The following is a 20,757-nucleotide window of genomic DNA, read 5'->3' as shown; positions in this document are numbered from 1 at the left end:
GTGCCCGCTCCCACAGTGATATCACTGCACCTGAGAACAGTGAGTTTTCTGTGGGAGCGGGCACGCCCGCGAAAGGCCGGCACAGGCGCAGCGCATCCAGGAGCCCCACCGCATGCCCCCGCGTCAACCCCGCCTGCCCCTGAGCCTGCTCAGCCTGGGTCTGGCCCTGCATTGCCCCCAGGTGCTTGCCGAAGACAGCGTGCTGCTGGCCCCGCTGCAGGTGTCCGACACCTCTGCCAACGATGGCTACCAGGCCCGCGAGGCCGCAGTGGGCGGTTTCCAGCCCGCGCCATTGCTCGACACCGCCGCTGCCATCAGCGTTTTCAACCAGCAACTGCTGGAAGACCGCCAGGTACGCCTGCTCAGCGAAGTGCTGCAAAGCGATGCCTCGGTAGGCGAAAGCTATGCCCCCATCGGTTACTACGAAAATTTCAACGTCCGTGGCTTCGAGCTCAATGCGGCCAGCAGCTACCGCATCAACGGCCAGACCATCGCCGGCGAGCAGAACGTGGCCCTGGAAAACAAGCAGCAGGTGGAATTGCTCAAAGGCCTGTCGGGGCTGCAGAGCGGCGTGTCGGAGCCGGGCGGGCTGGTCAACTACGTGACCAAGCGCGCCGAAGACGTGCGCAACGTCACCGTATCGACCAATGAACAGGGCGAACGCTACCTGGCCACCGACCTGGGCGGCTGGTTCGGCAGCGAGCGGCAATTCGGCCTGCGCGCCAACCTGGCCCATGAAGACATCCGTTCCTATGTCGACCACGCCGATGGCAAGCGCGACTTCGCCTCGCTGGCCTTCGACTGGCAGCTCAACCCGGATGCCACCTTGCAGCTCGATGCTGAATACCAGCACCGGGAACAGCGCTCGGTACCGGGTTATCAATTACTGGGCGGTAGCGAAGTGCCCCACGGCATCGACCCCGACGACCGCCTTGCCTACCAGCACTGGGCCAAGCCGGTACAGAACGACGCGCTGAACCTCGGCGGGCGCTTCGAGTACCGCTTCAACGAGGCCTGGAGCGGCACCTTGAGTGCTTCGCGTAGCAAGGTGGTGATCGATGACTACAGCTCATTTGCCTGGGGTTCAAGCCAAGGCGCGTTCTTCGCCAGCAACGGCGACTATGATATCTACGACTTCCGCAGCCCCGACGACACCCGTCGCACCGATGAGGCGCAGGCGGTGCTCAATGGGCGTTTCGACGCGCTGGGCGTGGCGCATGAGCTGACCGTAGGCAGCAGCGCGCAGCGGCGCACCCTTGATCAGCGCCCGTATTACAACGAGTGGCTGGGCACCGGCAACATCTACACCGGTACCCCGGTGCTCACCCCGTCCGACAAACCTGTCGGTGCCAGCGAACGCCGCCTGGACAGCCGCCAGTACGGCCTGTTCGCCAGTGACCGCATCAGCTTCAGCGAGCAATGGCAGACTGTGCTGGGCGCCCGTGAAGTGCGCCTGGATGAAAAGACCTGGGACGAAAACGGTGTGGCGGGCCGCCATACCCGGCAGTACCAGTTGCTGCCCAATGCCGCGTTGATCTACAAACCAATGCCGGATACCACGGTATACGCCAGCTACGCCAAAGGCCTGTCTGCCGGCGGCACAGCCCCTTGGTTCGCCAGCAACGCCGCCGAAATACTCGCGCCGACCACGTCGCACCAGCTGGAACTCGGCGTCAAGCACGACTGGCAAGGCTTGAGCCTCAGCGCCGCGCTGTTCCAGATCCGCCAGGCGTACCAGTACGCGCGACCGGACGGTGCTGGCAACTACACCTATGTCCAGCAAGGCCAGCAGAAGAACACCGGCCTCGAGCTGGGCGCCAGCGGCTGGGTAACCTCGAACCTGCAGGTGCAGGCCAGCGCCGCCGCCATCCGAGCGCGGGTGCAGAACAGCGGCACCGATGCCTACGAGGGCCATCAGGCGATCAACGTGCCCAGGTTGCGGGCGGCGCTGCAGGCCGAATACACCCTGCCGGTGCCAGGCCTGGCCTTGCTCGGCGGCGCCCGCTACAGCGCCAGCAAGTTTGCCAGCCAGGCCGGGAACGTGGAGGTTAACGGCTACACCGTGTTCGATCTCGGCAGCCGATACCGGCTGCAGGTCGGGGGGTATGACACCGTGCTGCGGCTGACCGTGGATAACCTGTTCGACAAGCGCTACTGGCGTGACGTGGGCGATTACCTGGGCGACAACTACCTGTTCCAGGGGGCTCCGCGCACCGCCCGGCTTTCGGCTTCGGTGAGTTTCTGAGATACCGGGGCCGCCTGGCGGCCCCGAACTCCCGGAAAATAAAAAGCCCCCGGGCTTTTCAGCGCGGGGGCTCTTCGTAGAATGTGGCGGTGAAGAAGGGATTTGAACCCTTGATACGATTTCTCGTATACACACTTTCCAGGCGTGCTCCTTCGACCACTCGGACACTTCACCGTTTTCTCTCCAAGCCTTTCAGCCTGTCGAGGCGCGCTAATTTAGTGGAAGGTCTTTTCTTTGGCAAGCATTTTTTTCAGTTTTTTCATGTATTTGCATTTACGTCGCGGCGTACGCTGACCGACCGGTCAGCCTTGCCGCTTTACCTTGCCCCTGACGCTGGGTAACGTCGTCGCCACGCCAACAAAAGGACTCTGCCATGAGCGAGCTGATTACCTACCACGCCGAAGACGGCATCGCCACCCTGACCCTGAACAACGGCAAGGTCAATGCCATTTCGCCAGAGGTCATCGCCGCGTTCAACGCCGCGCTCGACCGCGCCACTGAAGCACGCGCGGTGGTGATAATCACCGGCCAGCTGGGGATTCTGTCCGGCGGTTACGACCTCAAGGTCATGACCAGCGGCCCGCAACAAGCCATCAGCTTGGTCACCGCCGGTTCCACCCTCGCCCGCCGCCTGCTCGCGCACCCGTTCCCGGTGGTGGTCGCCTGCCCGGGCAATGCCGTGGCCAAGGGCGCCTTCCTGCTGCTGTCGGGCGACTATCGCATTGGTGTCGAAGGGCCCTACAAGGTGTGCCTGAACGAAGTGCAGATCGGCATGACCATGCACCACGCCGGTATCGAACTGGCCCGCGACCGCTTGCGCCGTTCGGCCTTCCACCGCGCAGTGATCAACGCCGAGGTGTTTGACCCGCACGGCGCGGTAGACGCCGGCTTCCTCGACAAGGTGGTGCCGGCCGAGCAACTGCAGGAGGCCGCACTGGCGGCGGCGCGCGAGCTGAAGAAGCTGAACATGCTGGCGCACAAGAACACCAAGCTGAAGGTGCGCAAAGGGCTGCTGGAAGCCCTGGACAAGGCGATCGAGCTGGACCAGCAGCACATGGGCTAGCCACACGGGCCCTTCAGGGTACCGACTCACAGCGGGTTTGCCCCAGCCAGTGCACAGCCGTACACTGCGCGCGACTGTCTGGTGTGAGTCGTACCATGCTCTACTCCCTTCGCATGCTTCTGCTGGCGCTGCATTTTCTTGTGGTTGGCGCCGTGGGTCTGGTCATTGGCCTGTGCCGCCCGTTCAACCCCGACAACAGCCGCGTGTTCGCCCGCCTCTACAGCCTGCCGGCCACCTGGCTGATGCGAATCAAGGTCAAGGCCGAAGTCGGCCCGCTGTGGGACCAGCCGCCCGGCTGCGTGATCATTGCCAACCATCAGTCCAACTTCGACCTGTTCGTGCTGGGCCAGGTGGTGCCCCAGCGCACCGTGGCCATCGGCAAGAAGAGCCTGGGCTGGATCCCGCTGTTCGGCCAGCTGTTCTGGCTGGGCGGCAACGTGCTGGTCGACCGCAACAACGCCTACCAGGCACGCAAGGCGTTGCAGAAGACCACCCGGGTGCTGCAGGACGCTACCTCGATCTGGATTTTCCCCGAAGGCACGCGCAATGCCGGCGAGCAACTGCTGGCGTTCAAGAAGGGCGCATTCCACATGGCCATCGAGGCCGGTGTACCGATCGTGCCGGTGTGCGTCAGCCGCTATGCAGGGCGCCTGAGCCTGAACAGCTGGCGCCGGCGCACGGTGATCGTGCGCTCGCTGCCGCCGATCGCCACTGCCGGCATGACCCTGCAGGACCTGCCGGTATTGATCGACCAGTGCCGGGTGCAGATGCAGCAATGCATTGACCGTATGGACGGCGAACTGGGCAACGGCTAGGTTGCTCTTGCGCCAGGTACAGCCCAAGCTGTACAGCATGTCCAACCGGAATAAGCGAACAACCATGGGTCGAGTCGTGGCATCGGCGGTGTACAGCGCCGGCAGAAAGGTCACCAACATCAGCATCGACGAAGGCAGCGAGTGGGCACGCAAGCCGGGGCATTTCGTGTGGATCGGCCTGGAGGAGCCCAACGCCGAAGAACTGGCCAACCTGCAGCGGCAGTTCAACCTGCACGAACTGGCCATCGAAGACGCCCTGGAAAAGCACAGCCGACCCAAGCTGGAAACCTTCGGCGACGCCCTGTTCATCGTCACGTACTCGCCCGTGCGCCACGAAGGCAAGCTGGAGTTCATCGAAACCCATATCTTCGCCGGTAACGGCTACATCATCACCTGCCGCAACGGCCACTCGAAATCCTATGCCCTGGTGCGCCAGCGCTGCGAAGCGCGGCCATTGCTGCTCGAGCACGGCGAAGATTTCGTGCTGTACGCCCTGCTCGACTTCGTCACCGAGAACTACCAACCGGTCAGCGAGGCCATTCATGGCGAAATCGAAGAGCTGGAGCAAAGCGTGCTCGGCGGCTCGCTGCAAGAGGACGATATCCGCCGCCTGCACAGCCTGCGCCGCGACATCCTGCGCCTGCGCCGCTACGTGGCACCGATGGTGGAGGTGAGCGAGGAACTGCAGCGCCTGAGCTTCCCGTTCATCGACAAGAACATGCGCCCGTATTTCCGCGATGTGCAGATCCACGTGACACGGCAGATGGAAGACCTCGCCGGCATCCGCGACATCGCCAGCCAGACCATCGAGATCGGCATGCTGCTGGAGTCGTCGCGGCAGAGCATCGTGCAGCGCAAGTTCGCCGCCTGGGCGGCGATCCTGGCATTCCCGACGGCGATTGCCGGGATTTACGGGATGAACTTCCAGAACATGCCGGAGCTGGGCTGGCACTACGGCTATTTTGCGGTGCTGGGCGTGATCGGCTTGGGCTGTAGCGGGCTGTATGCCAGCTTCAAGAAGTCGGGCTGGCTGTAGAAAGCCAGGGCCGCGCTGCGGCCCCCGGCCGTTACGCCGCGTCGTGCTTGCTGATAGGGTGCTGGATGAAGCGCAGCATCCACTCCCCGACCAGGTCCCCCTGATGCTCGGTGGCCAGGCTGGCCACCGCCTTGTGGTATACCTCATCCCCCAGGTACTCCTGGCGCGCATCCAGTAGCGCACGGGAGTAGTCGTGGACGAATTCCGGGTGGCCCTGGAAGCACAGCACCTGGTCGCCGATGTGATAGGCCGCGTTCGGGCAGAAGTCGCTGGAGGCAATCACCGTGGCCCCCTCGGGCAACGCGGTCACCTGGTCCTGGTGGCTGATCAGCAAGGTCAGCTCCGACACTTCCGGGTCCATCCACGGCGCATGGGCCGCCAGCGAATAGCGATGAATACCCACGCCCCAGCCCTGCTCGGCGCGTTCGGCCTTGCCGCCCAGGGTCAACGCCAGCAACTGGTGGCCGAAACATACTCCCAGCAGCTTCTCGCCACGTTCGTACAGCTTCAGCAGGTAGGCCTTGAGCGTCTGGATCCACGGATCGGTACCAAAGGAATCGGCCTTGCTGCCGGTCACCAGGTACGCATCGAACACTTCCTCATCGGCGGGGTAATCGCCATTCATCACGTTGTACACACGAAACTCGGCGGCGATCGGCTGACGCGAGAACAGCTGCTCGAACATCCTGCCATAGCCCTGATACTGCGCGATCAACTCCGGTCGCAGGACATCGGTTTCAAGGATGCAGATGCGTAACGACATAGGGATAGTCCTGAACGACATAGGTGGAAATCTGCTGTAGAGACTGACGCGAAAGGCACGTACAAGCAAGTGGGGCGCACTGACGAACGGTCACATTTCGTCGGCGCGCTGCTGGCACCTGCGCCCCTGTCTAGCGAGAGGATGCCAGCCGGATGGCACATGGCCTCATAGCTGGAAAAGTTTACATCGGCAATTCTTAGAACAAAGGGTTCTCAAACATGGATGACGCACACCCTACTGTTGGTTGTATATCCACTTTCAAGAGGCAGGCAGGTCCGGCGTCACGCAACGCCACTGCGATCGACCCGACGCTCGACAGGGAAGCCAACGGGTATTCAGGAATAACAACAAGAAGGCGGTCCGCCATGTTCACACAATCGAAAATTCGCCAAGCTGGGCTCATTCTCTTCGCCACGACGCTGCTGCTGATCCTGCCGAACCTGACACGGTTGTTCGGCTGATTGCCGCTGTGGCGTCAACAGGCAACGCACAGGTAACCTGCTGGCCTTGATGGTCGGAGATTACCCATGCGCCACTGCCTTGTACTGTTAGCGTTGTTCCTTAGCCTGCCGCTTTCGGCGGCGCAACTGCAGCTCGAACTGGGCGCCACGCCGCGCCAGTGGAGCAGTGCCGACCTGCTGGCCCACCCGCAGGCGCGGGACATCAGGATTGACCAGGACGTGTCCTATCAGCGGCCCATGCGCTATCGGGCGGTACCGCTGGCCGTGCTGCTCGAGGGTGTCGGCGCCAGCGACCATCTGCAGGCGGTAGCGCTGGACGGGTTTGCTGCCGAGATGCCCGCCGCGCCGCTGCTGCAAACAGGCCCGGCACAAGCCTGGCTGGCAGTGGAAGACCCGGGCAAGCCGTGGCCTGCACTGGGCCAGGGCAAACCGAGTGCCGGGCCGTTCTACCTGGTGTGGACCACGCCGCAGGCCAGCGGCATCCGCCCGGAACAGTGGCCGTTCCAGATTTCCACGATTCGCAGGCTCGCCTCTGTCGAGGCGCGCTTCCCGGCGCTGCTGCCCGACCCGAAGCTGCCTGCCGACAGCCCGGTACGCCAGGGATTTGCCTTGTTCCAGCAGAATTGCCTGGCGTGTCACCGGCTCAACGGCGCGGGTGATGCACAGTTGGGCCCGGACCTGAATGTGCCGCACAACCCGACCGAGTATTTCCAGCCGGGGTATCTGCGGCAGTTGATTCGCGACCCGCAGAGCCTGAGGCAATGGCCGCAGGCGAAAATGCCGGGGTTTGCACAAAGCGTGTTGAACGAACAGGAACTGGATAACCTGCTGGCCTACCTGGCGCACATGGCCAAGCGCAAGCCTTGAGCACTGCGCGTACTGCTTCGCGGGCCAACCCGCGAAGCAACGGCACAATACGCTCAGGCGATGACCCGCTCCTGCTTGACTCCCCAGCCTTCCACCTCGCCGCCATAGGGCGTTATCAGCTGTTCGAAGGTCTCTTCGAAGTCACCTATCCCACCGTAGGTGGCATACATGACCTTGCTCAGTTCCAGGTGCCAGGCCCCGTCACCCAACTCCTTGACCTGGGCGTTGAGGGACTCGCCGCGAAACTGCCCGGCAGCGCGACGGGCCCCGTCCTCGTCGGGGAATACCGCGTAGAACTCGATGGGGTGGATCTGGGTGAAGTCAAAACCGCCTGCTTTCATCTGGCGCAGGACGTTGCTGCTGATATCGTCGTTCTGGCTGCTCATGAATCGTCCTCCTGAATAATGCGATGGATAGACTTTCCGTGCACTACGCACCTGCCGGCAGCGGCCGGGCAGTTCGAGCTGATGCAAGACGCGAAGAGATGCGGTGCCTACCTGCAGAACAACAGGCACCTTCCACCAGCGTAGTGCCTGCCAGGGCACCACGCAAACGAGCGGATCAGGGCGCTTCGTGGATACTGGTGATGGTCACGCCGCTCTGCTCCTTGAGCCAGCGGGCGGTGGGGGAAATGGTGCGGTCCTGGAAGTCGTTGAGGTCCAGCTCGTCCATCACCGGGAACAGGTGCGAGCGTATCGCCCGGGCGGCGTCCTCTTCACTGGGACAATGCTCGGCATGCAGCACCAGCGAGGACGGTTCGCCTTTCTGGTCGGCAAAGATGACTTCCCACTCTTTCATTGAACGAGCCCTCTCAATTCAAGGAACACAGGTGTGTGATGCCTGAATAAATGACCCTGGGGCAGGAAGAATGTTCAGTCGGGGGAGGCTTGCCGGCGAATGGGCCGCAAAGCGGCCCTGATTGCGCCTTACTTCGGTGTACCGTGCACGACACCAGCGGTGTTATCCAGCAGGCTCTTGGTTGCCGTCTGGATATACGCCTCGAGCTTCTTCAGCATTTCCGGCTGGTCCGGGCTTTCGATCAGTTCAGCCTTGAACTCGCGACCCAGCTGGTAGCGGTACATGCGCGGGGTCATGTCCTTGGACTCGATGAGGATGCGGTCGCCTTGCACCAGGCCGACGATCTGCTCGCTGCCGGATGGCTTGATCATGCCCACGCCCTGGTCGCCCTCAGGCAGGTTGAGCAAGTCGCGACCCCAGCACTGATGCCGGGCTTGGCCACCCAGGCGGCCCATGATGGTCGGCACGATGTCGACCTGGGTACCCACGGTGTGGTTGACCGCACCGAACTTCTCCTGGATGCCCGGAGCAATCAGCAGCAACGGCACGTTGAAGCGGCCCAGGTCCAGCTCGGTGACCTGCTGGTGGTTGCCAAAGCCATGGTCGCCGACGATGACGAACAGGGTCTCCTTGAAATACGGCTCCTTGCGCGCCTTCTCGAAGAACTGCCCCAGCGCCCAGTCCGAGTAGCGCATGGCGGTAAGGTGTTCGTCCAGGCGACCTTGCCCGGTGACCTTCTCCACCGGCAGGTCCTTGGGCAGTGCGTACGGCGTGTGGTTGGACAGGGTCTGCAGCAGCGCATAGATCGGCTTCTTGCCGTCGCGCTTGGCCAGCTCTTCGGCGCCACGGTCGAACATGTCCTGGTCGGACACGCCCCAGGTGGGGTCGGAGAACACCGGGTTGACGAAGTCGTTACGGCCAATGAAGGTGGTCATGCCCTGGTTGCCGAAGAACCCGGACTGGTTATCCCAGGCAAAGTCGCCGTTGTAGACGTACATGTCGTCGTAGTCACGGGCGCTGAGCAGAGCCGGCAGGCCGGACAGCTTGTGGCCGCCTTCCGGGGTCTGCATCAGGTATTCGAAGCCTGGCAGGTTGGGGAAACAGGCCATGGTGGCGAACATGCCCTGGTGGGTATGGGTGCCGTTGGAGAAGAAGCGATCGAACAGCAGGCCCTCTTTGGCCAGCTTGTCGAAATACGGGGTGATGTTGTTGGGGCTGCCTAACGCACCGACCGAGTGGCCGGCGAAGCTTTCCATGAGGATCACCACCACGTTCTTGATCGGCAGGGTGCGTTCGGCCGGCGGCACGAAGTCGCGGCGGATGGCTGCCTCGTCGGCATCGACCAGCGTATCGTGGGCGGTCAGCAGCTGGTCGCGCACGCTTTGCGTGGCCACATCCTGCTTGAGCACCGGCTTCCAGATGTTGGCGCGGTCCTCGCCGAAACGGCTCTTGGCGGCATCGATCAGGGTCAGGGTGCCGTTCAGGCCCAGCTGGTTGACGAAGTTGGAGTCGGTGGTGAAGGCATCACCCCAGCGCATCGGCGGACCCTGGCGCAGGGTGCCACGCGCGGCAATCACGGCCACCAGCAGAATCACCATGAACACTGCCAGGCGGTTGTACCACGGCGCCACGCGGCGCTGCAGGGTGACCTCGCCGCTGCCAGCGCCACGGGTGATGCGGTCAACGCCCTTGAACAGCAGGCTCAGCAACCACGTGCCGAACAGCCAGGCCAGCAGGTAGCGCACCACCGGGAAGCCGTACCAGAGCATGCTCAGCACGGTCTTCGGGTCTTCCTTGATGTACTGGAAGACCAGGCCGTTGAGGCGCTGGTGGAACTCGCGGTAGAAGTCCATTTCCATCAGGCCGAGGAACATCACCACGCTCGAGGTGATGGTCAGCCAGAAACGGAACACGCCACGCCGGGCCATGGCCCAGGGGCTGAGGATGGCCAGCAGCAGTGGAATGCTCAGGTACACCACCACCCGCAGGTCGAAACGCAGGCCGTTGAGGAAGCCTTCGGCGACAGTCGCATAGGGCGTTTCGCCGATCATGTCGCTGTTGTAGACCAGCAGCGCCAGGCGCACGAGGCTGAGCATCAACATGATCACCAGGCCGCTGAGCAGGGTGAAGGCCAGGTGGGATTTCAGGGTCGGCGTGAACGGCGCTCGCGCGCCCCGTTGCTTCAAGGCGTCAGGGTTGGCCATGAATGGGAAGGTCCTAGGATGGCGGGTTTGCGAAGATGGCGCAGGAGTTTACCAACGCAGCTGTGTGCGGTGGCGAATTCTCTTTAACCCAATGTGAAAATTTTGTCACCAAGCTGTTGCCGGTCTTGTCTGTTACGGCGCTCAGATACGCACATTTCCCCGCGGCCCGGCTATCGCCCAGATCACCAGCCCCACCACCGGCAGCAAGGCGATCAGCAAGATCCACAGCACCTTGATACCCACTTCGCTGCCGCTCTTGAGGACATTCAGAATGGCCCAGATATCCAGGGCCAGGATGATCAGCCCGACCAGGCTGTTGAAAGTCGACCCCATGCCCAAACTCCTGTCCAGAGGCTTTACTGCACAGCATAGCCAGCTATCACGTCGATAGAAGGGAATCCTTGGCCGTTTGCGCGGGTCACTGCATAAACTGCCCCATCCACCGATTCGAGGTTGCCATGCCACCCGCACACACCCACAGCGTCACCCCGCCTTCACCCGTCAGTGCCTGGCGCCAGCAGATGCAGAGCAGCCCGTGGATCGGCGCCGGCCTGGCCCTGAGCCTGCTGGCGCTGCTGGTACTGCTGGGGGCAAGCCTGTGGAACGCGATCAATGGTGACCATGCCCAGCACCTGCATTTGGCAGCGCTGGGCGGCTTGTCCGGCTTCGGCGCGACCGCCCTGGGTGCGGTGCTGGCAGTGGTCCTGCGTGATGTCAGCACGCGCAGCCAGGACGTGATGCTGGGTTTTGCCGCCGGCATGATGCTGGCGGCCAGTTCGTTCTCGCTGATTCTGCCGGGCCTGGACGCTGCCCGGGAAATTACCGGCAACGGCCCTGCTGCGGCGTTTACCGTGGTCGTGGGCATGGGCCTGGGCGTGCTGCTGATGCTCGGCCTGGACCGTTTCACCCCGCACGAGCATGAACGTGTCGGTGTGGCCGGGCCGGAAACCGAACGGTTCAGCCGGGTGTGGCTGTTCGTGCTGGCGATCACCCTGCATAACCTGCCGGAAGGCATGGCGATTGGCGTCAGCTTCACCAACGGTGACATGAATATCGGCCTGCCGCTGACCACCGCCATTGCCATCCAGGACATCCCCGAGGGCCTGGCCGTGGCGCTGGCCCTGCGGGCCACGGGGCTGTCGAACCTGAAAGCGGCACTGGTGGCGATCGGGTCGGGGCTGATGGAGCCGCTGGGCGCGGTGATCGGGCTGGGCATCTCGACCGGCTTTGCCCTGGCCTACCCGATCAGCATGGGGCTGGCGGCGGGGGCGATGATCTTCGTGGTGAGCCACGAGGTGATTCCCGAAACCCACCGCAACGGGCACCAGACCACGGCGACCCTGGGGCTGATGGGTGGCTTTGCGGTGATGATGTTTCTGGATACGGCGCTGGGCTGAGGTCACCCACTGCCTGGGCCGGTCTCTCGCGGATAAATCCGCTCCTAGAGGGCCAGGACCGGCCCTGTAGGAGCGGATTTATCCGCGAACAGGCAAAAGATGCAATCAGACGTGTACTGCCACCTTCAACGCTTCCAGGGCCGGCTCGACCCTGATGCCGAGTTCCGCCCCCAGCTCCAGCACCCGTGCCAGGTCGTTCTGCCCCACCATCACCATCTGCAGCTCGTCATCCAGCAACTGGCTGAAATTGAGCAGTACATAACCCCCCGCTTCCTTGTTCAGCGCCCCCATCTGCACCTGAATGCGGTTGAGCGCGGTCAGCGGCTCGGTGCGGGCCAACTGCTTGGGCTTGAGGGTGAACGGTACGCTCTGGTCGAACGAAGCGCTGATCTGCTGGAACAGGTCCTGGTAGCTGTCGGCCTGGAACACCACGGTGTCCGGCAGGCTGCCCAGCACCACCCATTCGCCCAGCGGGATGGGGAAGCTGTCGTCGTAGTTGATATCGGGGTTGGCGGCGAGGAAGGCGGCCGGGTCGGCGTAGGCCTGGGCGGCCTCGTCGGCGATGCGCTCGATGTCTTCCTCGCGCATGCAGCCAGCGCCAATGAGGCTGATGAATTCGCGCAACTGAGTTTTCATGAAAGGGGCCTGCGACGGGTGAAAAGACGCCAAGGATAGCCGCAAACGCCCCCTGGCGGTTAGCCGGCCAGCGCTTGCAGGCGTGCTGCGGCGTCCACTGCGCCCATGGTTTGCGCTGCCATCAGCGCGGTAGCCCCACGGGCATCCTGGCGCGCCGGGTCGGCGCCCTGGGCCAGCAGGTAATCGAGAATCTCACCGCGGTTGAACATGGCCGCCAGCATCAAGGCGGTGCGGCCGTCCTGCGCGGCGGCATCCACCGGCACGCCGTGCTCGAGCAGCAGGCGGATCATGGCCAGGTCGCCCTTGAACGCGGCACCGGCGATGGGCAACTGGCCGTTGTCATTGGCAATCAGCGGGTCGGCGCCGTGTGCCAACAGCACCCGCACGGCGTCATGATGGCCGTGGTAGCTGGCCAGCATCAGCAAGGTGTCGCCCTTGTGGTTACGCAGGTTGGCCGGCAGGCCACTGGCCAGCAGGCGCCCGAGCATCTCGGCATCGCCCTGGCGGGCGCGCTCGAATACCTGCTCGGCGAATGCAGCCGCTTCGTCTTCGGTCATGGTGGCGGGGGCGGTTTGGGTGGACATCGGGAACCTCCTGGCATCAGTCATTGCCCAAGTGTTTGTCAGGCCCTGGTTGCCGGTCAAAGGTTCAGTTTCTATCGAGCCGATAGGCAACCGGCGCACCGTGCAAAATGCACTGTGCAAAATGCACGACCTTGCAGATTGCACGGCCCACTGGCTTCCCAGCTAAAGCAACTTACTGATTTAAAAGGATTTTTCCAAAACAAAACTCTTGGCACGCTCACTGCAATCTATCTGTTCACGATTGCTACCAAACCTGCCAGGAGTTGATATGGACCTCATCCAGGAAAAGTTCGTCTCGGTATTTCCGGCCTACCAGGTCACTACCCAGCCCCGCCCGGACGGCGGCATCCTGCTGACCCTGCGCGCGGCCGACGGCAAGGTGACCCGTCGGGTGCTGACCTATGGCCAACTGCACAGCGCCGAACAGCTGTCGTGGGCGATCAGCGCCATTCGCCGTGACCTGGCCGAACAGGCCAGTGAGTTGCCAGTGATTTCCATGCTGCAAAGCCAGCAGCGCTTCGCCTTGCCAACCTATCGCTGAGTCTTGGATTGGCTTCACCGGCCGCCGCGCGGGCAAGCTCGCGGACAGGCCGGTGAACAGGCCGATACAGCCATTACAGTTCGTCGATCCCCAGAAACGCCCGGGCACTTTCATCCCCGGTAAAGCGCGGCTGTGCACCTGGCTCGCTGGCATACAGGCGCAGCGCCAGGCAAAACGGTGTATCTCCCAGCTCCACCCAGCGCCGGGCACCCGCCGGCAGCACCAGCTGGTCACCCTTCTCGCACAGCAACGAATACACCCAATCGCCCAGACGCAGGCCAACCTGCGCCCGCCCGCTGATCACGGCGAACACCTCGTCAGCGTCATGCACATGCTCATCGCGCACGTCTACCTGCGCCGGGTCGGCACCGTCACGGTTGAGCACCACGAAGGCTTTGCTGCCATGTGTTGTCATCAACTGGTCCAAGTGTGCCCGACAGACGTTCAATACCTCTTCCCGGGCAGTGCCCGGGCGTACCCGCAGACCATGTTCGGCATGGGCAAAACCCGCGCCCTGTTCCGCCAGGGTGGCAGCGATGTCATCGTGATGGGTCAACACCTTGTTCGGCAGTTCCGGGCTGGAAGTGTGGAAAACGCTGAGAATGCTCATCAGGGGCGGGTCCTGGTCGGTTGCGAACAAAGGGCAATGATAACGGCTGCAGCCAAGGCTGCGGCACTGGCCATACCAAAGGTGAAGGTGGGCCCCAGCAGTTTCCAGCTGTAGCCCGAATACAACGCCCCCAGCGCCCCGCCGGTGCCGGACAGCGCCGCATACAGCGCCTGGCCCTGGCCCTGCTGGCGGGCGCCGAAGCTGGCCTGGACGAACGCGATGCTGGCGGCGTGGAAGCAGCCGAAGGTGGCCGCATGCAGCAACTGGGCGAATACCAGTACTGCCGGCTCGCCGGCCAGGTTACCCAGCAACAGCCAGCGCAGCGCCGCCAGCACGAAACTGGCCAGCAGCACCCGCTGCACGGAGAAGCGCGCGAAGATCTGGCTCATGAACATGAATACCAGCACTTCGGCCACCACGCCCAGAGCCCACAACAGGCCGATGGCACCGCGGCTGTAGCCCAGGTGTTCGAGGTGCAGGGTGAGGAAGGTGTAGTACGGCCCGTGGCTGAGTTGCATCAACGCCACGCAGGCATAGAACGCGATCACCCCGGGGGCACGCAGCTGCTGCAGGAAGCCGCCGGCGCTGCGGCGCTCGCCCTGCTCCAGCGGCTGTGCATTGGGCACCCACAGGCTGGCGGCGACGATCCCGGCCATGATCGTGACCAGGGCCACCGGGTAGATATCCAGGCTCAGCCACTCGAACAGCCGGCCCAGGCCGACCACGGTGAGGATGAAGCCGATCGAGCCCCACAGGCGTACCTGGCTGTAGCGCGCGGTCTGCCCATGCAGGTGGGCCAGGGTGATGACCTCGAACTGCGGCAGCACCGCGTGCCAGAAGAACGCATGCAGGGCCATCACCAGCGCCAGCCAGGCATAGCTCTTGCCAAAGAAGATCAGGGCGAAGGTGGCCAGGGTCGACAGCGCGCCCAGGCGCACGATCAGCAGGCGCTGGCCGGTAAGATCGCCCAGCCAGCCCCACAGGTTGGGGGCGACGCAACGCATGAGCATGGGGATGGCCACCAGCTCGCCGATACGCGCCGGAGAAAAGCCCAGGTGATCGAAGTACAGCGCCAGAAACGGCGCGGTGGAGCCAAGCAGGGCGAAGTAGAACAGGTAGAAGCTGGACAGGCGCCAGTACGGAATTGCTTGCATGGGGTGGCCTTGTGGGGACCTGTGCCGGCCTCTTCGCGGGTAAAACCGCTACCACAGGAATATCACTGGGCTTGAGGGCCGTGAGGTACCTGTGGCAGCGGGTTTACCCGCGAAAAGGCCGGTACTGGCGAATCAGAGCTGGCCCAGCACCGGGGTGTTCACCTTCACCTCGGCATTCTGCGCGCGGTGACGCAGCAGGTGGTCCATCAGCGCAATGGCCATCATCGCCTCGGCGATCGGTGTGGCGCGGATGCCTACGCACGGGTCGTGGCGGCCTTTGGTGATGACGTCCACCGGGTTGCCGTCGATGTCGATGGAGCGGCCCGGGGTGGTAATGCTGGAGGTTGGCTTCAGTGCCAGGTGGGCAACGATCGGCTGCCCCGAGGAGATGCCGCCGAGGATGCCGCCAGCGTTGTTGCTGAGGAAACCTTGCGGGGTCAGCTCGTCACGGTGCTCGGTACCGCGCTGTGCCACGCTGGCGAAGCCGGCGCCGATTTCCACGCCCTTGACCGCGTTGATGCTCATCAGCGCATGGGCCAGTTCGGCATCCAGGCGGTCGAAGATCGGCTCGCCCAGGCCCGGCATCACACCTTCGGCGACCACGGTGATCTTGGCGCCCACCGAGTCCTGGTCACGGCGCAGCTGGTCCATGTAGGCCTCCAGCTCCGGTACCTTGCTCGGGTCGGCGCTGAAGAAGGCGTTCTGCTCCACCGACTCCCAGCTCTTGAACGGGATCTCGATCGGCCCCAGCTGGCTCATGTAGCCACGCACGGTGATGCCCTGGGTGGCCAGGTACTTCTTGGCGATCGCGCCTGCGGCCACGCGCATCGCGGTTTCGCGGGCCGAGCTACGCCCACCGCCGCGGTAGTCGCGGATGCCGTACTTGTGGTGGTAGGTGTAGTCGGCGTGGGCCGGGCGGAACAGGTCCTTGATTGCCGAGTAGTCCTTGGACTTCTGGTCGGTGTTACGGATCAGCAGGCCGATCGAGCAGCCGGTGGTGCGACCTTCGAACACGCCGGAGAGGATTTCAACCTCGTCGGCTTCCTGGCGCTGGGTGGTGTGCCGGCTGGTGCCGGGTTTGCGCCGGTCGAGGTCGTGCTGCAGGTCGGCAAGGGAAATTTCCAGGCCCGGTGGGCATCCATCGACAATGGCGACCAACGCCGGGCCATGGCTCTCGCCTGCGGTGGTGACAGTGAACAGCTTGCCGTAGGTATTGCCGGACATGGACGCTCCGCGAGATCTGCCTGAAGTGAACGAAAGCGGCAGTATACAGATGGATTGCTCGCCTGTGCTGGGCATCGTCAACCTGTGGCAGCGGGTTTACCGGCGAAGAGGCCGAGCCTGCCATGCACAGGCCGAGAACCTTCGCACGGCCATAAGGTCAAAGTGACACCTCCCTACTGTAGTACCGCATGATGTCGCGCCTCGTCGCCCTGTTCTTCCTGCTGTGCACCAGCCTGGCCCAGGCCGCCCCCAGCGTGCTGCAACGGCCGATCGACCTCGATACCGGCCAGGGCGTGCTGCACGGCAGCCTGCTGTTGCCGCAGCAAGCCACCCCGCCGCCTGTCGTGCTGATCATCGCCGGCTCCGGGCCCACCGACCGCGACGGCAACAACCCGGCCTCGGGCCGGATCGACAACCTCAAGCGCCTGGCCCTGCTGCTGGCCAACGAGCACATCGCCAGCGTGCGCTACGACAAGCGCGGTGTCGCCGCCAGCCAGCCGGCCACCCCCGACGAGCGTGACCTCAGCGTGGAGCGCTACGTGGCTGATGTGGTCGCCTGGAGCCACAAGCTCAAGGCCGACCCGCGCTTTGGCCCGCTGATCCTGGTCGGCCATAGCGAAGGTGCGCTGATCGCCAGCCTGGCCGCCGAGCAGGCCGGTGCCAGTGCGGTGATTACCTTGGCTGGCAGTGGCCGACCGCTGGCCGAGGTGCTGCGCGAACAGCTGGCCCAGCGCCTGCCGCCGGCGCAACTGGCCGGTGGCAGCGCCCTGCTCGACCGCCTGCAGGCCGGGCAGACCAGCCTGGAAGTACCGGCACCGTTGCGCCAGGTGTTCCGCCCCAGCGTGCAGCCCTACCTGATTTCGCTGTTCCGGCAGAACCCGGCGGCGGCCTTCGCACGCCTGCCCATGCCCGCGCTGATCGTGCAGGGGCGCAACGACGTGCAGGTGGATGTGGACGATGCCGAACGGCTGAAGGCAGCCAAGCCGGATGCCCAGCTGGTCCTGATCGACGGCATGAACCATATGTTGCGCATCAGCCCCAAGGGCATGAGCCAGCAGCGTGACAGCTACCTCAACCCTGAGCTGCCGCTGGCGCGCGAGCTGGGTGAACGGATCGTGACGTTTATCCAGCATTTGCCTTCGGCGTGAGGGCAACGGGCTCAGGTCTGCGGGCTGCCTGCCGATACAGCGGGCATAGCCGAGGACAAGCCCTGATGATCACCACCCCCGCCGCCGCAGAGCCGGCCGAAGAATCCCAGGAAAGCCCGGCCCTGCCTTGGGCCGAGCTGACCACCGAACATTTCCAGCTGCTGCGCCTGGCCGCCCTGCCCACCGACCGCAGCACCGGCGCACGGCCGCTGCGCTTTGTGCAGTTCGGCTACGCCGAGCGCCATGACAAGGCCCACAGCCTGCTGCGCATGGAAATCAGACTGCCGGGCCAGAAGGTGCACAAGGAACAGAACCGCCTGGACATTCGCGTCGACCACACCGAACGCCTGGTGCGCATGGGTGCTGAAACCGGCCTGCAACTGGAACCGTTGAACCGTGGCCTGGGCCGCTTCCTGCTGGCCCAGGCCGTGCAGTGGCTGCAGCGCAACTGGTCGCATTACCGCGTCGAGGGTGTGGCGCTGCCAAGCAAGGATGCGTTGAACGAAGACTCGCGCCTGCGCCGCGACCACTGCCTGCGCGCGATGGGCATCGAGGTGGAGTACGAGGACAGCCAGCACCTGAAGGGCCGTACCGTGGAAACGACGGTGGGCCAGCTCAAAGGGGCCTGGAACAGCGAGCATGTGCAGCGGGTGGAGATCCTGGATGCTGCCGGCCTGCTGCAGCAGGCTGACCAGCAGTTGCAGGAAAAGGAAGGGCAACTGCGTGAGCGTGATGAACGGGTGGCCAAGTACCAGCGTGAAGACAGTGGCCTGCGCTTTACCATTACCTGCCTGGTGGCCTTTGCGGTATTTCAGGCCGGGTTGCTGATCTGGATCGCTACCCGCTGAGACTGCAGCGCGGGTAAACCCGCTTCCCCAGTTACCGCACTGCATTCAACGGCAGCGCGGTAACTGTGGCGGCAAGGGCCTGGTGTCAGACCCGGGCCTTGAACAGTTGCTGATGCTGGCGGCACTGCTCGGCGGTCAGCATGAACACACCGTGCCCGCCGCGCTCGAACTCCAGCCAGGCGAAGTCCACTTCAGGGTACAGCGCCTCGACATGCACCTGGCTGTTGCCCACTTCGACAATCAGCAAGCCCTTGTCGGTCAGGTGGTCGGCCGCTTCGGCCAGCATGCGCCGAACCAGGTCCAGGCCGTCGTTGCCGCAGGCCAGGCCCAGTTCGGGTTCGTGGTGGTACTCGGCCGGCATGTCGTTGAAGTCCTCGGCATCGACATACGGCGGATTGGACAGGATCAGATCGAAACGCTGCCCAGGCAAACCGGCAAAACCGTCGCCCTGCACGGTGTACACGCGCCCGTCCAGGCCATGCCGCTCGATGTTCTGGTTGGCTACCTCAAGCGCGTCGAAGGACAGGTCGGCCAGCACCACCTCGGCGTCGGGGAACACATCGGCGGCAACGATACCGATGCAGCCCGACCCGGTGCACAGGTCGAGAATGCGCGCCGGCTCGCTGGCCAGCCACGGCTCGAAGCGTTTCTCGATCAGCTCGCCAATCGGCGACCGCGGCACCAGCACGCGCGGGTCGACGATGAACGACATGCCGCAGAACCAGGCCTCGCCCAACAGGTAGGCGGCCGGTACGCGTTCTTCGATACGGCGCTTCAGCAGGTGCTGCAGGCGCACCCGCTCGTCGTCCTCGAGGCGGCAGTCCAGGTAGCTGTCGGCCACCTCCCACGGCAGATGCACCGCGCCGAGCACCAGCAGGCGGGCCTCGTCCCAGGCGTTGTCGGCACCGTGGCCGAAGAACAGGTCGTGCTCGTGGAAGCGGCTGACCGCCCAGCGGATGTAGTCGCGCAGCGTGCGCAGACGGGATGTGATCACGGGGTACTCCTAATTCAGACCGGACAAAAGTCTAACAGCCCCGACCGCACATTTGTTCCCTCGGGCTGCCTGCCGACCGGCCACAGGCCAGTAATCATGCCGCTTGCATTGTCAACCATTCCCATTGGCGCCAAGGCAGGGGACAATAGGTATACAAAAGCCCTATCCAAGGAGCCCTTGATGTCCGTTCCAACCACGATGTTCCGCCTCACTGGCCGCGATTACCCGCCGGCCAAGCTGAGCCACGCCAGCCTGATCGTCATCGATGCGCAAAAGGAGTACCTCAGCGGGCCCCTGGCGCTGTCGGGCATGGACGAGGCCGTGGCCAACATCGCCAGGTTGCTCGACGCCGCGCGCAAGAGCGGCCGTCCGATCATCCATGTTCGCCACCTGGGCACCGTCGGTGGCCGCTTCGACCCACAGGGGCCGGCTGGTCAGTTCATACCCGGGCTGGAGCCGCTGGAAGGCGAAATCGTCATCGAAAAGCGCATGCCCAACGCGTTCAAGAACACCAAGCTGCACGAGACCCTCCAGGAACTGGGCCACCTGGACCTGATCGTGTGCGGTTTCATGAGCCATTCCAGTGTCAGCACCACCGTGCGCCGGGCCAAGGACTATGGTTACCGCTGCACCCTGGTGGAAGACGCTTCGGCGACCCGCGACCTGGCATTCAAGGATGGGGTGATCCCGGCCGCGCAGATTCACCAGTGTGAAATGGCCGTGATGGCCGACAACTTCGCTTGCGTGGCTCCTACCGCCAGCCTGATCTGAACGCGATGGTGAGCCGCAGGTCGAATTCCGGATATCCACAGAGGAGAGCGGAATGAAGCTCAAAGGCAGTTTCGACGCCAAGCGCCTGCGCCCGCGCGAACCGCGTAACTGGGGCGCGCGGCTGGCGGCCGGCCTGTCGGCCTTGCTGGCCACCCTGGGCGTGCTGCTGGCGATGGCCGGTGTCGCCGGCCTGCTGGGCAACTACCCTGCCCTGGCGGAACTCAATGCCAACAAGCCGTTGTCCGGGGTGTTGAGCGTGGCTGGCTTGTTGCTGTTGTGGCTGGGCGTGCGCTTCTGGCGGCGCAGCCGCATTCGCCTGCGGCGTGGGCGCGAGCTGAACCTGGCGCCGCACCTGATGAAAAAGCATGACTGACCGTTTTTTATCGCCTGTGCGGGCCGCTTCGCGGGACAAGCCCGCTCCCACAGGTCAAGTGCACCGCCCGGAGATAGCGCTGTAACCTGTGGGAACGGGCTCGTCCCGCGAAGAAGCCCGCGCTGACGACGCTCCCACAGGTCAAGTGCACCGCCCGGAGATAGCGCTGTAACCTGTGGGAGCGGGCTTGTCCCGCGAAGAGGCCCGCACTGACGACGCTCCCAC

The 20,757-nt window shown here is 64.0% G+C and carries 23 protein-coding genes and 1 tRNA gene; 12 read left to right on the top strand and 12 right to left on the bottom strand.

What is annotated here, in order from left to right:
• Positions 1–112 precede the first annotated feature (112 nt).
• A complete protein-coding gene (locus tag QSV36_RS02525) occupies positions 113–2,245 on the top strand; it encodes a TonB-dependent siderophore receptor (protein ID WP_289129538.1) in 2,133 nt (710 codons plus the stop codon).
• An 84-nt stretch (positions 2,246–2,329) separates the two neighbouring features.
• On the opposite strand, the gene QSV36_RS02520 is transcribed toward QSV36_RS02525, so the two are convergent.
• A tRNA-Ser gene (locus QSV36_RS02520) sits at positions 2,330–2,419 on the bottom strand.
• Between the two features lie 199 nt (positions 2,420–2,618).
• Between QSV36_RS02520 and QSV36_RS02515 the strand changes: the two genes are divergently transcribed.
• The 3 genes from QSV36_RS02515 (at position 2,619) to QSV36_RS02505 (ending at position 5,159) form a co-directional block, all read left to right on the top strand.
• Entirely contained in the window at positions 2,619–3,308 is a 690-nt protein-coding gene (locus QSV36_RS02515; RefSeq protein ID WP_289129535.1) for a crotonase/enoyl-CoA hydratase family protein, read from the top strand.
• Positions 3,309–3,403: 95 nt separating this feature from the next.
• On the top strand, positions 3,404–4,123 hold the full coding sequence (locus tag QSV36_RS02510) for a lysophospholipid acyltransferase family protein (protein WP_289129533.1): 720 nt from the start codon (positions 3,404–3,406) through the stop codon (positions 4,121–4,123).
• A gap of 64 nt (positions 4,124–4,187) precedes the next feature.
• Positions 4,188–5,159, top strand: coding sequence for a magnesium and cobalt transport protein CorA (locus QSV36_RS02505; protein WP_186689003.1), 972 nt, complete (start codon positions 4,188–4,190; stop codon positions 5,157–5,159).
• Between the two features lie 31 nt (positions 5,160–5,190).
• On the opposite strand, the gene QSV36_RS02500 is transcribed toward QSV36_RS02505, so the two are convergent.
• A complete protein-coding gene (locus QSV36_RS02500; RefSeq protein ID WP_170028858.1) occupies positions 5,191–5,922 on the bottom strand; it encodes an amidotransferase in 732 nt (243 codons plus the stop codon).
• A gap of 218 nt (positions 5,923–6,140) precedes the next feature.
• On the opposite strand from QSV36_RS02500, the gene QSV36_RS02495 reads away from it, so the two are divergent.
• Positions 6,141–6,383, top strand: a complete 243-nt coding sequence (locus QSV36_RS02495; RefSeq protein WP_289129690.1) for a hypothetical protein — start codon at positions 6,141–6,143, stop codon at positions 6,381–6,383.
• Between the two features lie 66 nt (positions 6,384–6,449).
• On the top strand, positions 6,450–7,250 hold the full coding sequence (locus tag QSV36_RS02490; RefSeq protein WP_289129527.1) for a cytochrome c: 801 nt from the start codon (positions 6,450–6,452) through the stop codon (positions 7,248–7,250).
• Positions 7,251–7,303: 53 nt separating this feature from the next.
• Here the strand turns inward: QSV36_RS02490 and QSV36_RS02485 are convergent, their stop codons facing one another.
• From QSV36_RS02485 to QSV36_RS02470, 4 genes are all read right to left on the bottom strand, one after another.
• On the bottom strand, positions 7,304–7,636 hold the full coding sequence (locus tag QSV36_RS02485; RefSeq protein WP_289129525.1) for a ribonuclease E inhibitor RraB: 333 nt from the start codon (positions 7,634–7,636) through the stop codon (positions 7,304–7,306).
• Positions 7,637–7,811: 175 nt separating this feature from the next.
• Complete coding sequence (locus tag QSV36_RS02480) at positions 7,812–8,048, bottom strand: hypothetical protein (RefSeq protein ID WP_186677937.1); 237 nt, start codon at positions 8,046–8,048, stop codon at positions 7,812–7,814.
• 128 nt (positions 8,049–8,176) lie between these two features.
• Positions 8,177–10,252 carry an LTA synthase family protein gene (locus QSV36_RS02475; protein ID WP_289129521.1) on the bottom strand — a complete coding sequence of 692 codons (2,076 nt, stop codon included), beginning with the start codon at positions 10,250–10,252 and terminating at the stop codon, positions 8,177–8,179.
• A 141-nt stretch (positions 10,253–10,393) separates the two neighbouring features.
• Entirely contained in the window at positions 10,394–10,585 is a 192-nt protein-coding gene (locus QSV36_RS02470; protein ID WP_289129518.1) for a PLDc N-terminal domain-containing protein, read from the bottom strand.
• A gap of 125 nt (positions 10,586–10,710) precedes the next feature.
• Here QSV36_RS02470 and QSV36_RS02465 point away from each other — a divergent pair, with 125 nt between their 5' ends.
• Positions 10,711–11,649, top strand: coding sequence for a ZIP family metal transporter (locus QSV36_RS02465; RefSeq protein WP_289129515.1), 939 nt, complete (start codon positions 10,711–10,713; stop codon positions 11,647–11,649).
• 105 nt (positions 11,650–11,754) lie between these two features.
• Here the strand turns inward: QSV36_RS02465 and QSV36_RS02460 are convergent, their stop codons facing one another.
• Complete coding sequence (locus tag QSV36_RS02460) at positions 11,755–12,285, bottom strand: hypothetical protein (RefSeq protein WP_289129512.1); 531 nt, start codon at positions 12,283–12,285, stop codon at positions 11,755–11,757.
• Between the two features lie 59 nt (positions 12,286–12,344).
• The gene (locus tag QSV36_RS02455; protein WP_289129509.1) at positions 12,345–12,869 is read right to left on the bottom strand and encodes an ankyrin repeat domain-containing protein; all 525 of its coding nucleotides are present in this window, start codon (positions 12,867–12,869) and stop codon (positions 12,345–12,347) included.
• Positions 12,870–13,137: 268 nt separating this feature from the next.
• On the opposite strand from QSV36_RS02455, the gene QSV36_RS02450 reads away from it, so the two are divergent.
• On the top strand, positions 13,138–13,410 hold the full coding sequence (locus QSV36_RS02450; protein WP_170028849.1) for a DUF3509 domain-containing protein: 273 nt from the start codon (positions 13,138–13,140) through the stop codon (positions 13,408–13,410).
• Positions 13,411–13,483: 73 nt separating this feature from the next.
• Here QSV36_RS02450 and QSV36_RS02445 read toward each other — a convergent pair whose 3' ends face one another.
• The 3 genes from QSV36_RS02445 to aroC form a co-directional block, all read right to left on the bottom strand.
• Positions 13,484–14,020 carry an oxidase gene (locus QSV36_RS02445; protein WP_289129504.1) on the bottom strand — a complete coding sequence of 179 codons (537 nt, stop codon included), beginning with the start codon at positions 14,018–14,020 and terminating at the stop codon, positions 13,484–13,486.
• Positions 14,020–15,174, bottom strand: a complete 1,155-nt coding sequence (locus QSV36_RS02440; protein WP_289129501.1) for an MFS transporter — start codon at positions 15,172–15,174, stop codon at positions 14,020–14,022. Before QSV36_RS02440 ends, QSV36_RS02445 begins: the two co-directional genes overlap by 1 nt.
• A 132-nt stretch (positions 15,175–15,306) precedes the next feature.
• The gene (aroC, locus tag QSV36_RS02435) at positions 15,307–16,398 is read right to left on the bottom strand and encodes a chorismate synthase (protein WP_225776820.1); all 1,092 of its coding nucleotides are present in this window, start codon (positions 16,396–16,398) and stop codon (positions 15,307–15,309) included.
• Between the two features lie 188 nt (positions 16,399–16,586).
• Here aroC and QSV36_RS02430 point away from each other — a divergent pair, with 188 nt between their 5' ends.
• Complete coding sequence (locus QSV36_RS02430) at positions 16,587–17,546, top strand: alpha/beta hydrolase (RefSeq protein WP_289129498.1); 960 nt, start codon at positions 16,587–16,589, stop codon at positions 17,544–17,546.
• Between the two features lie 65 nt (positions 17,547–17,611).
• Positions 17,612–18,394 (top strand): hypothetical protein, encoded by a 783-nt coding sequence (locus QSV36_RS02425; RefSeq protein WP_289129497.1) that lies wholly within the window; start codon positions 17,612–17,614, stop codon positions 18,392–18,394.
• Between the two features lie 85 nt (positions 18,395–18,479).
• On the opposite strand, the gene prmB is transcribed toward QSV36_RS02425, so the two are convergent.
• Positions 18,480–19,388 (bottom strand): 50S ribosomal protein L3 N(5)-glutamine methyltransferase, encoded by a 909-nt coding sequence (gene prmB, locus QSV36_RS02420; protein ID WP_289129494.1) that lies wholly within the window; start codon positions 19,386–19,388, stop codon positions 18,480–18,482.
• A gap of 180 nt (positions 19,389–19,568) precedes the next feature.
• Here prmB and QSV36_RS02415 point away from each other — a divergent pair, with 180 nt between their 5' ends.
• Together QSV36_RS02415 and QSV36_RS02410 are read left to right on the top strand one after the other, a co-directional pair.
• The gene (locus QSV36_RS02415; RefSeq protein WP_225776816.1) at positions 19,569–20,159 is read left to right on the top strand and encodes a cysteine hydrolase family protein; all 591 of its coding nucleotides are present in this window, start codon (positions 19,569–19,571) and stop codon (positions 20,157–20,159) included.
• Positions 20,160–20,211: 52 nt separating this feature from the next.
• Entirely contained in the window at positions 20,212–20,532 is a 321-nt protein-coding gene (locus QSV36_RS02410) for a hypothetical protein (RefSeq protein ID WP_289129491.1), read from the top strand.
• Positions 20,533–20,757 lie beyond the last annotated feature (225 nt).

Origin of the sequence: Pseudomonas sp. BCRC 81390 (assembly GCF_030341915.1) — a bacterium.
Classification (GTDB): domain Bacteria; phylum Pseudomonadota; class Gammaproteobacteria; order Pseudomonadales; family Pseudomonadaceae; genus Aquipseudomonas.
The sequence above is the reverse complement of the archived record's forward strand: the minus strand, read 5'-3'. Positions and strand labels throughout refer to the sequence as shown.

Coding starts and splice junctions, on each gene's coding strand:
- QSV36_RS02525 (WP_289129538.1), top strand. CDS start 113: ATGCCCCCGCGTCAACCCCGCCTGCCCCTGAGCCTGCTCAGCCTGGGT.
- QSV36_RS02515 (WP_289129535.1), top strand. CDS start 2,619: ATGAGCGAGCTGATTACCTACCACGCCGAAGACGGCATCGCCACCCTG.
- QSV36_RS02510 (WP_289129533.1), top strand. CDS start 3,404: ATGCTCTACTCCCTTCGCATGCTTCTGCTGGCGCTGCATTTTCTTGTG.
- QSV36_RS02505 (WP_186689003.1), top strand. CDS start 4,188: ATGGGTCGAGTCGTGGCATCGGCGGTGTACAGCGCCGGCAGAAAGGTC.
- QSV36_RS02500 (WP_170028858.1), bottom strand. CDS start 5,922: ATGTCGTTACGCATCTGCATCCTTGAAACCGATGTCCTGCGACCGGAG.
- QSV36_RS02495 (WP_289129690.1), top strand. CDS start 6,141: ATGGATGACGCACACCCTACTGTTGGTTGTATATCCACTTTCAAGAGG.
- QSV36_RS02490 (WP_289129527.1), top strand. CDS start 6,450: ATGCGCCACTGCCTTGTACTGTTAGCGTTGTTCCTTAGCCTGCCGCTT.
- QSV36_RS02485 (WP_289129525.1), bottom strand. CDS start 7,636: ATGAGCAGCCAGAACGACGATATCAGCAGCAACGTCCTGCGCCAGATG.
- QSV36_RS02480 (WP_186677937.1), bottom strand. CDS start 8,048: ATGAAAGAGTGGGAAGTCATCTTTGCCGACCAGAAAGGCGAACCGTCC.
- QSV36_RS02475 (WP_289129521.1), bottom strand. CDS start 10,252: ATGGCCAACCCTGACGCCTTGAAGCAACGGGGCGCGCGAGCGCCGTTC.
- QSV36_RS02470 (WP_289129518.1), bottom strand. CDS start 10,585: ATGGGGTCGACTTTCAACAGCCTGGTCGGGCTGATCATCCTGGCCCTG.
- QSV36_RS02465 (WP_289129515.1), top strand. CDS start 10,711: ATGCCACCCGCACACACCCACAGCGTCACCCCGCCTTCACCCGTCAGT.
- QSV36_RS02460 (WP_289129512.1), bottom strand. CDS start 12,285: ATGAAAACTCAGTTGCGCGAATTCATCAGCCTCATTGGCGCTGGCTGC.
- QSV36_RS02455 (WP_289129509.1), bottom strand. CDS start 12,869: ATGTCCACCCAAACCGCCCCCGCCACCATGACCGAAGACGAAGCGGCT.
- QSV36_RS02450 (WP_170028849.1), top strand. CDS start 13,138: ATGGACCTCATCCAGGAAAAGTTCGTCTCGGTATTTCCGGCCTACCAG.
- QSV36_RS02445 (WP_289129504.1), bottom strand. CDS start 14,020: ATGAGCATTCTCAGCGTTTTCCACACTTCCAGCCCGGAACTGCCGAAC.
- QSV36_RS02440 (WP_289129501.1), bottom strand. CDS start 15,174: ATGCAAGCAATTCCGTACTGGCGCCTGTCCAGCTTCTACCTGTTCTAC.
- aroC (WP_225776820.1), bottom strand. CDS start 16,398: ATGTCCGGCAATACCTACGGCAAGCTGTTCACTGTCACCACCGCAGGC.
- QSV36_RS02430 (WP_289129498.1), top strand. CDS start 16,587: ATGATGTCGCGCCTCGTCGCCCTGTTCTTCCTGCTGTGCACCAGCCTG.
- QSV36_RS02425 (WP_289129497.1), top strand. CDS start 17,612: ATGATCACCACCCCCGCCGCCGCAGAGCCGGCCGAAGAATCCCAGGAA.
- QSV36_RS02415 (WP_225776816.1), top strand. CDS start 19,569: ATGTCCGTTCCAACCACGATGTTCCGCCTCACTGGCCGCGATTACCCG.
- QSV36_RS02410 (WP_289129491.1), top strand. CDS start 20,212: ATGAAGCTCAAAGGCAGTTTCGACGCCAAGCGCCTGCGCCCGCGCGAA.